Source organism: Pseudomonas morbosilactucae, from assembly GCF_023241665.1.
Lineage (GTDB): Bacteria > Pseudomonadota > Gammaproteobacteria > Pseudomonadales > Pseudomonadaceae > Aquipseudomonas > Aquipseudomonas morbosilactucae.
This window is the reverse complement of sequence record NZ_JALQCX010000006.1, coordinates 24,912-39,056: the sequence shown is the minus strand read 5'-3', so window position 1 is coordinate 39,056 and position 14,145 is coordinate 24,912. Positions and strand designations below refer to the sequence as shown.

Annotated in this window: 15 protein-coding genes, 1 tRNA gene and 1 pseudogene; 15 read left to right on the top strand and 2 right to left on the bottom strand. The window is 63.6% G+C overall.

Annotation, left to right across the window (positions count from 1 at the left end; genetic code table 11):
* Positions 1 to 122: 122 nt before the first annotated feature.
* From M1B35_RS03615 to M1B35_RS03560, 12 genes and pseudogenes are all read left to right on the top strand, one after another.
* Positions 123 to 1,241 carry an ABC transporter ATP-binding protein gene (locus M1B35_RS03615; RefSeq protein WP_268261246.1) on the top strand — a complete coding sequence of 373 codons (1,119 nt, stop codon included), beginning with the start codon at positions 123 to 125 and terminating at the stop codon, positions 1,239 to 1,241.
* A gap of 15 nt (positions 1,242 to 1,256) precedes the next feature.
* On the top strand, positions 1,257 to 2,177 hold the full coding sequence (locus M1B35_RS03610) for an ABC transporter permease (RefSeq protein ID WP_123337876.1): 921 nt from the start codon (positions 1,257 to 1,259) through the stop codon (positions 2,175 to 2,177).
* The gene (locus M1B35_RS03605; protein ID WP_123337878.1) at positions 2,174 to 2,983 is read left to right on the top strand and encodes an ABC transporter permease; all 810 of its coding nucleotides are present in this window, start codon (positions 2,174 to 2,176) and stop codon (positions 2,981 to 2,983) included. The genes M1B35_RS03610 and M1B35_RS03605 overlap by 4 nt, the downstream gene beginning before the upstream one ends.
* 27 nt (positions 2,984 to 3,010) lie before the next feature.
* Complete coding sequence (locus tag M1B35_RS03600) at positions 3,011 to 4,045, top strand: ABC transporter substrate-binding protein (RefSeq protein ID WP_268261245.1); 1,035 nt, start codon at positions 3,011 to 3,013, stop codon at positions 4,043 to 4,045.
* A 58-nt stretch (positions 4,046 to 4,103) separates the two neighbouring features.
* On the top strand, positions 4,104 to 5,576 hold the full coding sequence (locus M1B35_RS03595; RefSeq protein ID WP_268261244.1) for an amidase: 1,473 nt from the start codon (positions 4,104 to 4,106) through the stop codon (positions 5,574 to 5,576).
* Between the two features lie 80 nt (positions 5,577 to 5,656).
* Positions 5,657 to 5,733 (top strand) — tRNA-Met (locus tag M1B35_RS03590).
* 196 nt (positions 5,734 to 5,929) lie between these two features.
* On the top strand, positions 5,930 to 6,670 hold the full coding sequence (locus M1B35_RS03585; protein ID WP_268261243.1) for a T6SS immunity protein Tli3 family protein: 741 nt from the start codon (positions 5,930 to 5,932) through the stop codon (positions 6,668 to 6,670).
* Between the two features lie 60 nt (positions 6,671 to 6,730).
* Complete coding sequence (ggt, locus tag M1B35_RS03580; protein ID WP_268261242.1) at positions 6,731 to 8,572, top strand: gamma-glutamyltransferase; 1,842 nt, start codon at positions 6,731 to 6,733, stop codon at positions 8,570 to 8,572.
* 58 nt (positions 8,573 to 8,630) lie between these two features.
* A pseudogene (locus tag M1B35_RS03575) lies at positions 8,631 to 8,708 on the top strand (DUF3077 domain-containing protein); the annotation flags it as partial.
* Positions 8,709 to 8,820: 112 nt separating this feature from the next.
* A complete protein-coding gene (locus M1B35_RS03570) occupies positions 8,821 to 9,123 on the top strand; it encodes a type II toxin-antitoxin system HigB family toxin (protein ID WP_123337886.1) in 303 nt (100 codons plus the stop codon).
* Between the two features lie 5 nt (positions 9,124 to 9,128).
* Positions 9,129 to 9,500: a helix-turn-helix domain-containing protein gene (locus M1B35_RS03565; RefSeq protein WP_268261241.1), complete on the top strand. Its 372-nt coding sequence runs from the start codon at positions 9,129 to 9,131 to the stop codon at positions 9,498 to 9,500.
* Between the two features lie 218 nt (positions 9,501 to 9,718).
* Positions 9,719 to 10,300, top strand: a complete 582-nt coding sequence (locus M1B35_RS03560) for a hypothetical protein (RefSeq protein WP_268261240.1) — start codon at positions 9,719 to 9,721, stop codon at positions 10,298 to 10,300.
* A gap of 9 nt (positions 10,301 to 10,309) precedes the next feature.
* Here M1B35_RS03560 and M1B35_RS03555 read toward each other — a convergent pair whose 3' ends face one another.
* Both M1B35_RS03555 and M1B35_RS03550 read right to left on the bottom strand, forming a co-directional pair.
* The gene (locus tag M1B35_RS03555; RefSeq protein ID WP_268261239.1) at positions 10,310 to 10,663 is read right to left on the bottom strand and encodes a gamma-glutamylcyclotransferase family protein; all 354 of its coding nucleotides are present in this window, start codon (positions 10,661 to 10,663) and stop codon (positions 10,310 to 10,312) included.
* A gap of 95 nt (positions 10,664 to 10,758) precedes the next feature.
* Complete coding sequence (locus M1B35_RS03550) at positions 10,759 to 11,235, bottom strand: GNAT family N-acetyltransferase (RefSeq protein WP_268261238.1); 477 nt, start codon at positions 11,233 to 11,235, stop codon at positions 10,759 to 10,761.
* A 176-nt stretch (positions 11,236 to 11,411) separates the two neighbouring features.
* Between M1B35_RS03550 and M1B35_RS03545 the strand changes: the two genes are divergently transcribed.
* The 3 genes from M1B35_RS03545 (at position 11,412) to M1B35_RS03535 (ending at position 14,142) form a co-directional block, all read left to right on the top strand.
* Positions 11,412 to 12,671 (top strand): MFS transporter, encoded by a 1,260-nt coding sequence (locus M1B35_RS03545; RefSeq protein ID WP_268261237.1) that lies wholly within the window; start codon positions 11,412 to 11,414, stop codon positions 12,669 to 12,671.
* 186 nt (positions 12,672 to 12,857) lie between these two features.
* The gene (locus tag M1B35_RS03540; RefSeq protein ID WP_268261236.1) at positions 12,858 to 13,667 is read left to right on the top strand and encodes an AraC family transcriptional regulator; all 810 of its coding nucleotides are present in this window, start codon (positions 12,858 to 12,860) and stop codon (positions 13,665 to 13,667) included.
* 79 nt (positions 13,668 to 13,746) lie between these two features.
* Positions 13,747 to 14,142 carry a cupin domain-containing protein gene (locus M1B35_RS03535; RefSeq protein ID WP_268261235.1) on the top strand — a complete coding sequence of 132 codons (396 nt, stop codon included), beginning with the start codon at positions 13,747 to 13,749 and terminating at the stop codon, positions 14,140 to 14,142.
* The last annotated feature ends 3 nt before the right edge of the window (positions 14,143 to 14,145 follow it).

Here is a 14,145-nt window from a genome sequence, read left to right as displayed (position 1 = left end):
AAAAGCGGCTCGCTGCACACCCGAATTCATCTCGATCCTGCCCAGAAAAATAAGATCCATGGCCTGACGATACGGCGCTCACAGCACCTCGGCACAGGCGATGGGGGAATCGGAGGTAACCCATGAATGCCCTGCATTCGCTGCAAACGATGGCGGTGTCTGTGCGCGCGGTGCGCAAAGTCTACGGTGACCCGGACAGCGGCCCGGTGGCCCTGAAAAACATCGACCTGGATATCCGCGACAACGAATTCTTCACCCTGCTGGGCCCCTCCGGCTGCGGCAAAACCACCCTGCTGCGGATGATCGCCGGCTTCGAGTTTCCGACCCAGGGCGAGATCCTGCTCTACGGCGAAAACATCGCCGACCGACCGCCTTATCAGCGCCCGGTGAACACCGTGTTCCAGCACTACGCGTTGTTCCCCCACATGACCATTGCCGAGAACCTGGCCTTCGGCCTGGAATCCCAGCCCATGGGCCAAGTCCTGAACAAAGCGCGAATCGCCGAACGCGTGCGGGAAATGCTGGCCCTGGTGCAGATGGAAGCCTTTGCCAAGCGCAAGCCCGGCCAACTCTCCGGCGGCCAGCAGCAACGTGTCGCACTGGCCCGCGCCCTGGCGCCCCACCCCAAGGTATTGCTGCTGGACGAGCCGCTGTCGGCCCTGGACCTCAAGCTGCGCCAGGCCATGCGCGAAGAACTCAAGGCCATCCAGACCCAGACTGGCATCACCTTTATTTTCGTCACCCACGATCAGGAAGAAGCCCTGACCCTGTCCGACCGTATCGCCGTGCTCGCCGACGGTGAAGTGCAACAGGTCGGCCCGCCGCAAGCGATCTACGAGCATCCGCGCAACCGCTTCGTCGCCGACTTTATCGGTGAGACCAACTTTATCCAGGGCCACGTGACCCGGGTGGAAGCCGGCCTCGCCTGGTTCACCGGCCCCGCCGGGCATCCGCTGCCGGCGCAACCTTGCAACGATGCACAGGTCGGGGCCCGGGTGACCCTGTCGGTCCGGCCCGAACGCCTGCACCTGGTGGCCGACGGCAGCGAAGGTGCGTTGCCATGCCGGATCGAAGCGCAGATTTACCTCGGCACCGACCTGCAATACCAGGTCAGCCTCAGCGACGGTTCACGCCTCACCGTGCGTACGCCCAACAGCGTCGATCACAGCCAGCGCCACGTCGTGGGCAGCCGTGCCGGTTTGCGCTTCGACCGTGGCAGCGCCAGCGTCCTGCTGGATTGAACACGAGGATTCGCCATGCACGCCTCAACCCTGTGCAACACCCTGGAACGGCGCAAGGCCCTGGGCAATGTCCTGGGGGTCAGCCCGGCGCTGGTCGCCATCGGCCTGTTTCTGATCGTGCCGATGCTGATCGTCGTCGGCTACTCACTGATGGAGGCCAACCCCTACGGCGGGGTCAATCCGGTCTTCAGCCAGGACGCCTACACCGCCCTGCTCTACGAGCGGCAGCTGGACGACAGCCTGGCCTTCGCTGACGCCTACCTGGTCATCGCCCTGCGCTCCATCGGCATCGCCGGGCTGACCACCCTCATCACCCTGCTGATCGGCTTTCCGGTGGCGGTGTGGCTGGCCATGCAACCGCCGAACAGGCGTGGCCTGCTGATCTTCCTGATCACCGTACCGTTCTGGGCCAACCTGCTGATCCGCACCTACGCCTGGATCCTGCTGCTGCGCAACACCGGGGTGATCAACAACAGCCTGATGGGCCTGGGGCTGATCGAGCAACCGCTGCAACTGCTCTACACCGACGGCGCGGTGCTGCTGGGGCTGGTCTACACCTACGCGCCCTTCGTGGTGCTGCCGATCTACGCCACCCTGGAAAAGATGGACATCCGCCTGCTGGAAGCCGCCCAGGACCTCTACGCCGGGCGGCTGCGCACCTTGCGCAAGGTGGTGCTGCCCATTGCCAAGCCGGGGATCCTGGCCGGGGCCATCCTCACGTTCGTGCCCTGCCTCGGGGCCATGGTCGCCCCGGAACTGTTGGGCGGCGGTACGCGGATGATGCTCGGCAACCTGATCTTCCGACAGTTCAGCGATGCGCGTAACTGGCCATTGGGGGCCGCTCTGTCACTGGTGTTGATGGCGGCGGTGATGCTGGTACTGACGGTGTATGCCCTGCGCGCCAAGCGCCAGCGCGCTGTCCAGGGAGGTGCATGATGCGCCGACTTTTCAAAGCCAACCGTCTGGGCGTGCAGGACTTCCCAGGGTTCGGCGGCTTCAGCTTTTTGTTCTACCTGTACCTCTACGCACCGATCCTGGTGCTGGTGGTGTTCTCCTTCAACGCCAACCAGTCGGCCACGGTGTGGAGCGGTTTCAGCCTGGACTGGTACCGCGCCGCCTTCGCCAACCAGGCCCTGCGCCAGGCCGCCGGCAACAGCCTGCTGATTGCCGTGTGCGCCAGCATGATCGCCACTGCGCTTGCCACCCTGGCCGCCCTGGGCACTTCGCGCGGTGCCAAGTTCAAGGGCCTGCAACTGTCCATGGGCGCCATCATGCTGCCCCTGGTGCTGCCGGAAATCGTCGTCGGCGTCGCCACCCTGGCGCTGTTTTCCAGCATTGGCCTGTCCCTGGGCTACGGCAACCTGATCATCGCCCACACGGTGTTCTGCATCCCCTTCGCCTACCTGCCGATCCGCGCCCGCCTCAACGACATGGACCTGTCCCTGGAACAGGCCTCGGCGGACCTGTACGCCGGCCCGTGGCGGACCTTTCACAAGGTCACCCTGCCCCTGCTGACGCCGGGGATCGTCTCCGGGCTGATGCTGGCATTTATCGTCTCCCTGGATAACTTCGTGATCTCGATGATGGTTTCCCAGGCCGGCACCACCACCTTGCCGATCTTCATCTTCGGCCTGTTGCGCATGGGCGTGACACCCGACGTCAATGCCGTTTCGACCCTGATCCTGGGCGTGTCGGTGCTGTTCGTCAGCCTCTCTTACCTGCTGGGCAAAAAACACGCTTGAACCTTCCACTGACCTTGGGGAAATGACATGAGCAAGTTGATCGCAAGCCTGGGTACCTCGTTGTTGCTGAGCCTGCCACTGGCCACGCACGCCGCCGAGAAACTCAACGTAGTGAGCTGGAGCGGCTACTTTTCGCCGGAGATTCTCGCCAAGTTCCAGAAGCAGACCGGCATCGAAGTCACCGTGGATTCCTACGATTCCAACGAGACTCTGCTGGCCAAGCTGAAACAGGGCGGCACCGGTTATGACGTGGCGATCCCGTCGCACCAGTTCATCCCGATCCTGGTCAAGGAGCAGTTGCTGGAACGCTTCGACCCGGCCCAGGAGCCCTACTACGCAAGCCTGATCGACAACCTGAAGAAACCCACCTGGGACCCGCAAGGCGCCTACTCGGTGCCGTTTATCTGGGGCACCACCAGCGTGGTCCTGGACGGCGCGCGCTACCAAGGCCCGGCTGACAGCTACGCAGTGCTCTACGAGCCGCCCAAAGAGCTGCAAGGGCGGATCAACATGTTCGACTCGGTCAGCGACGTCATCGACATGGCCAGCCTGTACCTGAACATCCCCCTGTGCAGCGAAGACCCCAAGCAAATGCAGCAGGTGCTGACCCTGCTCAAGGCGCAGAAACCCTTTGTGAAAACCTACAGTTCCAAGGCGGGCTCGATCCGCGAGAACCTGGCAGCCGGGGAAATCGACATGTCGATGTTCTGGGGCGGCTCGTCGATGCGCGCCCGGGAGATGAAACCCAGCCTCAAGTACCTCTACCCGAAAGAGGGCGTGCTGGCCTGGGTGGACAACATGGTCATCCCCAAGGGCAGCAAGAACCCGGCGAACGCCAAGGCGTTTATCGCCTTCCTCAGCCAGCCTGAGAACGCTGCGCTGACCCAGAACTTCCTCAAGCACCAAAGCCCGATCAAGGGCGTGGAACCCTTCCTCGACGCCGGGCTGAAGGATGCCCCCGAGCTGCACATTCCCGAGGGCACTAAGGTGGTCTTCAGCCAGACCTGCGGCGAAGGGGCGATCCGCCTGGCCGACCGTCTGTGGACCAACCTGATGCGTTGACCTGCCCCCCCCCGCTTGTGCGGCGGGGCTTCTTTTAGCCGAGCATAAGGCTGCTGCCATGACTTCTACTCCCCTCAGCGAACTGGTCCTGCTCCAGGCCCACCAACTCGCCGAACATATTCGCCAGCGCCAGGTGTCCTGCCGGGAAGTGATGCAGGCGTACCTGGACCACATCGAGCGCTTCAACCCCAAGGTCAATGCCTTGATCAGCCTGCAAGCCCCCGAGGACCTGCTGGCCCAGGCCGACCAGCGCGACGCCGAGCTGGGTCGCGGTGAGTACCGTGGCTGGATGCACGGCCTGCCCCACGCCATCAAAGACCTGTCGCTGACCCGGGGCATTCCCACCACCCTGGGCTCGCCGCTGTACCGCGACTTCGTGCCTGAGCGCGACGGCATCATGGTGGAACGGATCAAGGCCGCGGGGGCGATCCTGATCGGCAAGAGCAACACCCCGGAATTCGGCCTCGGCTCCCAAACCTACAACCCGCTGTTCGGTGCCACCGGCTGCGCCTTTGACCCGAGCAAGACCGCCGGCGGCAGCAGCGGAGGCGCCGCCGCAGCCCTGGCCCTGCACCTGGTGCCAGTGGCAGACGGCAGCGACATGATGGGCTCGCTGCGCAACCCCGCTGCCTTCAACAATATCATCGGCTTTCGCCCGTCCCAGGGCCGGGTGCCCTTCGACGACAGCGCCGACCTGTTTTTCGATCAGCTCGGCTATGAAGGCCCCATGGCCCGCAGCGTGCGTGACGCGGCGCTGCTGCTCTCGGTGCAGGCCGGCGGCGACGCCCGCTCGCCGCTGTCCATTGCCGAATCCGGCGAGGCCTTCAGCGCACCGCTGGAACGCGACTTCAACGGCACCCGCCTGGGCTGGCTGGGCAACTTCAACGGCTACCTGCCCATGGAAAAGGGCGTGCTTGAGCTCTGCGAAAAAACCTTCGGCGACTTCCAAAGCCTGGGCTGCGAGGTTGAGCCGGTAGCCGTCGACTTCACTCCGCAGCGGCTCTGGAGCAGTTGGCGCACCCTGCGTCACTGGCTGGTCGCCGGCTCCCTGGGCAGCGCCTACGCCGACCCGCAGAAACGCCCCCACCTCAAGGAGGAGGCCTGCTGGGAGGTGGAAAATGGCCTGAAACTGTCCGCCAGCGACATCTTTGCCGCCTCGGCGACACGCAGCGACTGGTACCGGACCCTGCATCGACTCTTCGAGCGCTACGACTTCCTGTTGCTGCCCAGCGCCCAGGTCTTCCCCTTCGACAAAACCATTCCCTGGCCGCGGCGCATCGATGGGGTGGCCATGGACACCTATCACCGCTGGATGGAAGTGGTCATCCCCGGCACCCTGTCCGGCTGCCCGGTGGCCAACGTACAGGCCGGTTTCAATGAAAACGGCCTGCCCATGGGCCTGCAGATCATCGGCCGCCACCAAGCCGACTTCGCCGTCCTGCAACTGGCCCACGCGTACGAACAGGCCAGCCGCTGGTTCCAGCGCTGCCCATCACCCTTGCTAAAGGAGGCTGTGGAAGGGGGAGTTTGATAAACGGTTGATAGCGTAGATAATTTTTTTATAAAAACGCTTGACGCTTTATCGTTCTGAGCGAATAATGCGCGCCACTTGGCTACATAGCTCAGTTGGTTAGAGCATAGCATTCATAATGCTGGGGTCCGGGGTTCAAGTCCCTGTGTAGCCACCAAGTACTAAAAACGGCTTACCGCAAGGTAGGCCGTTTTTTTATGCCTGCAGAAAAGTACCAGGGATGACGCCAGTGTCGAGCAGCGCCTTCCTGGAAGCCGAGCCCTGCCGAATGCATTGCCAGTGTTGCGTAAGCGCTTCAGACGGGCCATAAAGCCGGACCCTGCATTCAAGCAGAAACAAGGAGCCGTATGTTCATGTGGGCAAGGACGCAGTGGACCCTGATGTCGTGCGTGGTACTGGGAGCCTGCAGCAGCGCCCCCGAACCGATCCAGTACTTGCCCGGCCGGGTAATCTATCGCATCGACTCATCGCGCTTCTTCGAGATCGATCGGACCACCTTCAAACTCTGCACTGGCACCTCGCCGGTCATCGCCAGTTCAGGCGACATGGTGTACTACACCGACACCCGACTTGGCGTGCACACGCCGGTCGCGCCTTTTGGCACCTTCAATGGCATCACCGTGCGGGGTAAAGGCGCCCCCTTGATGATCGATGCCGCCAACTCCGACTACCTGGTCATCCCGATCATTCGGGCACCGAGTTTTGGTCACGGCGGTGGCGGTTTGCCGCGTCTGTATTTTTCCCAGGATGCCGGACGCACCTGGCTGCACATCACCGCCCCGGGTTACCTTGAAAGCCCGGACAGCACCTGGCTGACCGGCTCCCTGCTTTCAGTCGAAGGCCCCTTTCTGCACGGCGCCGTGCAGATCGACCTGTCCCTGCACTACGAAACGCTGAAGGACCCGTCCCCCTATTCGATGCTGTCTTATCCACAGCGCTGGCAACGCGTCGAAAGCCGTCGTACGCCCGGTTACTTCGAACCAGCTCGCCAAGCCCCCATCGATGACCGCTTCAATTGCGCAACCGGAAACACCCAGGACTCACCCCTCCAGAATCCTCTCGACGCACAGGTTCGCGCCCCTCTTGGCCCGTGAGTGCGGTAGATTCCCGTCACGGACGACACATCATTTTTCCCAGTGAACGGAGTTCAACGCGTGTTTTCGATCTTCCATCCGCGTCACCGCCGGCTTACCACCCTCTCGCTGATAGCCGCCGCCCTCACCCTCAATGCCTGCCACAACACCCCGCCCGCCAACACCAGCGCCCTGCCCGCCGCACCGGAGATCGCTTCGGGCTACCGCACCGACCTGCAGACCCGGCATGCCGACCAACACATGGCGGCCGCGGCCAACCCGCTGGCGGCCGAAGCCGGGCGCGAGATGTTGCGCAAGGGAGGGTCAGCGATTGACGCTGCGATTGCCATGCAGGCGGTACTGACCCTGGTGGAGCCGCAATCCTCGGGGATCGGTGGCGGCGCGATGATCGTGCTCTGGGACGGCAAGGCTGTGCGCACCTATGATGGCCGCGAAACCGCACCGGCAGGCGCCACCGAGCAGTTGTTCCTGCAGGCGAACGGCCAGCCGATGACATTCCCCCAGGCGCAGATCGGTGGCCGCTCGGTCGGTACGCCCGGCGTGCTGCGGGCCCTGGAGCTGGCTCACAAACAACACGGGCGCTTGCCGTGGGCCGAGTTGTTCAAGCCGGCCATCCGACTCTCCGAACAGGGCTTTGCGATATCCCCACGCTTGCACAGCATGATTGCCGCCGATCCCTACCTGGCGAAATCCCCGGACATGGCCGCCTACTTCCTCAATGCCGATGGCAGCCCCAAGGCCGTGGGCACCCTGCTGAAAAACCCGTCGCTGGCGGCGGTGCTCAAGCGTATTGCCCAGGAAGGGCCGGACGCGTTGTACAAGGGCCCGATAGCCTCGGAAATCGTCGCCAAGGTCCAGGGCCATGCCAACCCTGGCAGCCTGTCGCTCAATGACCTGCAAGGCTATCGCGCCAAAGAGCGCGCGCCGCTGTGCAGCGATTACAAACGCTGGCAGGTGTGCGGCATGCCGCCGCCCTCGTCAGGCGGTGTGGCGGTGGCGCAAATCCTCGGCACCTTGCAGGCCTTGGAGCAGCGCGATCCCCGCTATGCCCTGGCATCCCTCAAACCGCAGAAAACCCACTTGCCGGCGGGCCTGGAGCCGGCGCCACAAGCCGTGCACCTGATCGCCGAAGCCGAACGCCTGGCCTACGCCGACCGGGGCCTGTACGTGGCCGACAGCGACTTTGTGCCCGTGCCGGTGGCCGGCCTGATCGCCCCTGAGTACCTGGCCCAACGCGCCGCGCTGATCGGCGAACGCAGCATGGGCAAGGCCGAGCCGGGCAAACCCCAGGGCATCCAGGTGGCCTACGCGCCGGACCGCTCGCCGATGCGCATCTCCACTTCGCAAGTGGTGGCAGTAGACGACCTGGGCGGCGCCGTGTCCATGACCACCACGGTGGAAGCAGCCTTCGGCTCGCACCTGATGGTCCAGGGCTTCATGCTCAACAACCAGATGACCGACTTCTCCTTTATCCCGGAGGAAAACGGCCAGCCCGTGGCCAACCGCGTCGAGCCGGGTAAACGCCCACGTTCGTCCATGGCGCCCACCCTGGTCTTTGATCGCGCCAGCGGCGAACTGCTGGCCAGCGTCGGCTCCCCCGGCGGCTCGCAGATCATCGAGTACGTGGCCAAATCGGTGATCGGCCTGCTGGACTGGAACCTCGACCCGCAGGCCGCCATCAGTCTGCCCAACTTCGGCAGCCGCAACGGCCCTACCGAACTGGAACAAGGCCAGTTCAGCCCGGCGCTGAAACAGGCGCTGCAGGCCCAGGGGCATGAAGTGAACGAGATCGACATGACCAGCGGCACCCAGGCCATCGTTCGTGTGCGCGACGCCCAGGGCAAAACCTCCTGGGCCGGTGGCGCCGACCCACGACGTGAAGGAGAAGCACTGGGGGATTGATCGACCGCCGATAAACCCAAGGGCTGGCGAGGCCGCGATGGAGCCCTAGAGTGACCGCTATGCGCGGGCTGCACACTACCTGGCAGAGATGGGCAAGGCACTGATGGATGACGTGCACGCCGGCCTCTCTGCATGACCTGATCACCGCTGGGCAGGCGTTTTTACGGGCAGACTGATCAAGCTGCCCGTACATCGGCTAATGCCCCCAGCGATTTATTAAAGTCCCATAACGGGACCAGGATCACGCCATGAGAATTATTGCAGTCCGTCAGTTAAAGGCCTTCTGGGACCAGCACCCGGACGCAGAACAGCCCTTACTGGCCTGGATCGATGAAGCAAGGAATGCAACATGGTCCAACCCTGGGCAAATCAAGGAGCACTATCGCAGCGCCAGCATTCTGAACAGTCGCAGGGTGGTCTTCAACATCAAGGGGAACGAGTATCGAGTGGTCGTGGCGCCGGCCTATGACTTCGGCGCGCTCTACATCAAGTTCGTAGGCACCCACTCACAGTACGATGCCATTCACGCCGACAGCGTAGAAATGGAGTAACCAGCATGAACATTCGTCCTATCCACACCGACCAGGACTACCGTGCAGCGCTGAAAAGCGTCTCGCCTCTGTTTGATAACGAACCCCAGCCAGGGACGCCTGAAGGCGATTACTTCGACGTCATGATCACCCTGATCGAAGCGTACGAAGCCAAGCAGTTTCCCGTGGACCTGCCCAACCCGATCGACGCGATCAGGTTCCGCATGGAGCAGTCCGGGTTATCCGCGGCCGACCTGGCGCCCGCCATTGGCCGAACCAACCGTGTCTACGAAGTGCTCAATGGCAAACGGGCACTGACGTTGCCCATGATCTGGAAACTGCACCAACTGTTCGGCATTCCTGCCCAGAGCCTGATCAAACCCGGCAAGTCGTCTTGAGCCCCGCCAGGGCCGGCGCCCGCTCACGCCGTACCGATGTACCCGTCCGATCCAGCACCGGGATCGTCGACGGGCCACCGAGGTGAGCAGGCGTTTTCACAAGGCCTGGCCAGGCCAGATGACAGCCTCCTGAGCGAAGGGCGCCTACAGCAGCACTAGGCGTACCCACCAAGCTGCGCTAACGTTGCCGCCCCTTCAGACCTCAACAAGGAGTAATCGTGTCTGACAATCTCTATGCCCCACCACAAGCAGAATTGGTCACCCCGTCCCCGACGGTGGAGCTGCAAGCGTTTTATGTGGTGTCACAGCGCAAGTTCCTCACCCTCTTCATCCTCACCCTGGGCATCTACCAGCTGTTTTGGGCTTACAAAAACTGGCAACAGTTCAAGCTCGCCAATGGTGGGGATATCTGGCCGGTGGCCCGGGCGTTCTTCGCGGTCTTTTTCACCCACGCGCTGTACCGCGAAGCCGATGCTCGGCTCAAGCAAGATGGCCGTAGCCATGACTGGCGCCCTAGTGAACTGGCGACCCTCTATGTAGTGGGCGTGGTCGTCACCAACCTGGTCGACGCCCTGTCGCGCAACAACATCGGCTACCCGCTGGTGGACGTTGCCAGCCTGGTGCTGCTGCCGGTGCTGGCCTGGGTCACCTGGCTCGGCCAACGCGGCCTGAATGCCGCTGCTGGCGACCCCGAAGGCCGCAGCAACGACCGCTTCACGCCGCTCAACTATGTGTTCATGGTGCTGGGTGGCGTGGTGCTGGCGCTGGCCTGCGTCGGCGTGTTCCTGCCACCCGAATGACCCCGCCCCTCAGGCGCTGACGTAGACCCAGGCTTCAATCCCGGACGCCAGGGTCACGCTGACCCGTTTGTAGTCCGAGACTTCATAGCTGTCGGCCGCGGCCAGCTCCTGAGGCGTAATCAGAAACACCATGCCCGGAATCGGCGCGCTGCTTGCCGAGCCCGGGCGCAGGATCGGGTGATGGGTCTTGCCGCTGGTGGCCAGCACCTGCGGATCGGTGATTTCCACCCAGCTCTGCTCATAACCGAGCATCGCGTCCTCGCGGCCCTGCAACTCACGACCAAAGTTGGCCAGTTGGACCGCCTTGTCCTGCAGGGTGCCGTAGGAAAAAAGATAAACCGATGCTTCTGTTGCCGCACTCATGGGTTACGCCCCGATTTTAAAGGTCAGCCGCCTCAGCGGTTTAGGTTCATGGCCTGATGCGTGATAGGCCGCTCCTGCGACCGTTCACTAAGGGATCAGGGGCGATAGCGCAGGTGAATCAGCGCCAGCCGCTCCTGTTGCTTGCTCACCCGCTCCTCGATGGCAAAGGGCACAAACCCCAGCTTTGGATAGAGCAGCAGCCCCGCCACATTGCTGTTGAAGCAAGACAAGGTCACCTCCGTCGCTTGGTGCCGGTCGCAGGCGATGCTGATCATGTGTTTGACCAACTGCGCGCCCAGGCCGCCGGACCGCGCTTCGGGGTCGATGATGACATTGCCGATGGTGCAGACACCGGCGGTTTCCCAGCGGTAGAAATTGGCAAACCCCACCACCTGCCCATCGCGCTCGATCACCGTCGAGTCGGAGCGGCGGGCAATGGAGTCACGCAATTGTTCGTGGGTCAGCGGCCAGGTGGCGGCGGGAAAGAAGAAAAACTGTTCTTCCTGGGTCCGCGCAAAGCTGCAGATGCGCGCAATATCCTGCTCGTCCACCGGACGGAAAGTCACTGCCATGTTCGGTCTCCAGACACGTCGGCGTGTCGTCTAAAGGGGGCTGGTCCATCACGCAGCCGGGCTGCCGAGGCATGAAGCACCAGCAGGCCGCGCAAAGGCAAGTGGCGCCTGAAACTTCCGTCACTCAACATGAGTCATTGCTAATACCCTGCTGCCCCCTGCCCGAGAGCATCGTCTTGAACACAGCCGCCGATCGTCGTAACGCCCTCTCACTGGACGGGCTCAACTTCTTCCTGGCCGACGTTCGCGACGGTCTGGGGCCCTACCTGGCGATTTACCTGCTGGCCGTTCACCAGTGGGACCCGGCGAGCATCGGCCTGGTGATGACCCTGGCCGGCATCGCCGCCCTACTGACCCAGACGCCCGCCGGGGCACTGATCGACCGCATCCGGGGCAAACGTGCCCTGCTGGTCATCGCGGCCTTGCTGGTGACCGCCAGTTGCCTGGTACTGCCCTTTACCGCCTCCTTCACGTGGGTGGCCTTGACCCAGGCCCTCAGCGCGGCGGCGGCCTCGGTGTTTGCCCCGGCGATTGCAGCGATCTCCCTGGGCATCACCGGGCCCAAGGCCTTCACCCGCCGCACCGGGCGCAATGAAACCTGGAACCATGCCGGCAACGCCTGCGCCGCGCTGCTGGCCGGCGGCCTGGCGTACCTGTTCGGCCCGGTGGCGGTGTTCTACCTGATGGCGCTGATGGCCCTGGCCAGTGTAATCGCCATCGCCTGCATCAACCCCGACGCCATCGACCACGATGTGGCCCGCGGATTCGACCCTCAAGGCCCGGCCCATGGTGAACAGCCTTCAGGGCTGAGCGTATTGCTGCACAACCGTCCACTGCTGTTGTTCGCCCTATGCTGCGCGCTGTTCCACCTGGCCAATGCGGCGATGCTGCCGCTGGTGAGCCAGAAACTCTCCTTGGTGAACCTGCACCTGGCCACGCCCCTGACGTCAGCCTGCATCGTGGCAGCGCAACTGGTCATGGTACCGGCGGCCTTGCTGGTGGGGGCCAAGGCAGACATCTGGGGGCGCAAGCCGCTGCTGTTGGCCGGCTTTCTCATCCTGCCCCTGCGCGGCGTGCTGTACACCCTGTCGGATGATCCTTATTGGCTGGTGGCCGTGCAGTTGCTCGACGGTGTCGGCGCAGGGATTTTCGGCGCGCTGTTCCCCTTGGTGGTCAAGGACCTGACCCAGGGCACCGGGCGCTTCAATGTCAGCCTCGGGGCCCTGTCCACGGTGTTCGGCCTGGGCGCCGCCCTGAGCAACGGCCTGGCCGGCCTGGTGGTGCAACAAGCCGGTTACAGCGCGGCGTTCCTGACCCTCGCGGCCATAGCGGGCACTGCCTTCGTACTGTTGCTGGTGGCCATGCCGGAGACGTTGCAGCGCTCCCCAGCCGACACAAACCTGAACAACGATCCAGCACCGCCGCTGCTGACATGAACCCGCGATCATCGGGCACGGGCCGGCGTTGGCCGGCCCGTGTGCCCTGCAGCACCCCGCCGCCAGGTACCGCCCCGCTGTTTACCCCAGCACTCGGGCTGGAATCCGGGTATTTTTAGCCGCTGGCAGCGACATCGAGTGCGTCGCGGCCAGTGCCCTCCGTCAACGCCGAACACAGGACCGCCCATGGCCAGACCCGCCCCCCTGATCGATTGGGTTCAGCGTGCGCCACCCGCTCAGGGGCTGGAGCGCATCGAGGCGTATTTCTCTGGCCATGGCTATGACATGCACCGCCACGACACCTACGCCATCGGCCGCACCCTGTCCGGGGTGCAGAGTTTTCAGTACCGCGGCGGCTGGCGCCACAGCCTGCCGGGCGGAACCATGGTGCTGCACCCGGACGAAGCCCACGACGGTGAGGCCGGAACCCAGGACGGCTTTCAGTACCGGATGATTTACGTCGAGCCGGCGCTGATCCAGCAGATCCTCGGCGGCCAGCCATTGCCCTTTATCAAGAACGGGCTGTCCACCGACCCGCGCCTGTTCGCCGCCACCGATGTGTTGCTGCGCAGCATGGACAGCCCGCTGGACCCACTGGAGCAGGAAGACGCCCTGTTCGACTTGGCCCACGCGCTGAACAACGTTGCCGGCGTACCCGCCCCCGGTGCCCCTTTTGACTACCGGGCGGCGGAGCGGGCCCGCGCCTTTATGCACAGCGCCCTGGACCAGAACATCACCCTGGAACAACTGGCGACCCACAGCGAGCGCGACCGCTGGAGCCTGTCCCGGGACTTTCGCCTGCTGTTCGGCACCAGCCCCTATCGCTACCTGACCATGCGCCGCCTGGACCTGGTGCGCGCCCTGCTGATCCAGGGCCAGCCCTTGGCCAATGCCGCCCTGATGGCCGGCTTTGCCGACCAGAGCCACATGACCCGGCAATTTCGCAAGACCTACGGCCTGCCGCCGGCACGCTGGCTGAAAATGCATGGCCGCTGAGCCACGCACAATCGTTCAAGAATCACCCCGGCGGCCCTGGCTACCCTGAGCGCTCAATCTTCGACTCAGGATCCGCCCCATGAACACCACCCCGACTTCCGCCGCCCACGCCCCTTACCAAAGCCTGAATTTTGCGCAGAAACTCGGCCTGATCAACGAGCACTGGCAAGCCAAGGTCATCGCTGAAATGAACGACTACCAGTTCAAGCTGGTGAAACTGCACGGGGATTTCATCTGGCACGACCACCTGGACACCGACGAGACGTTTATCGTCCTCGAAGGCACGCTGCGCATCGACTTTCCCGACGGCCAAGTGACCCTCAACGCCGGGGAAATGTTTGTCGTGCCCAAGGGCCAGCAACATAAACCCTACGCCGAAGAGGAAGTGAAACTGCTGCTGATCGAGCCCAAGGGCGTGCGCAATACCGGCGGTGAAGGCGGTGAACGCACGGCGGCCAACGACGTGTGGATCTGACTC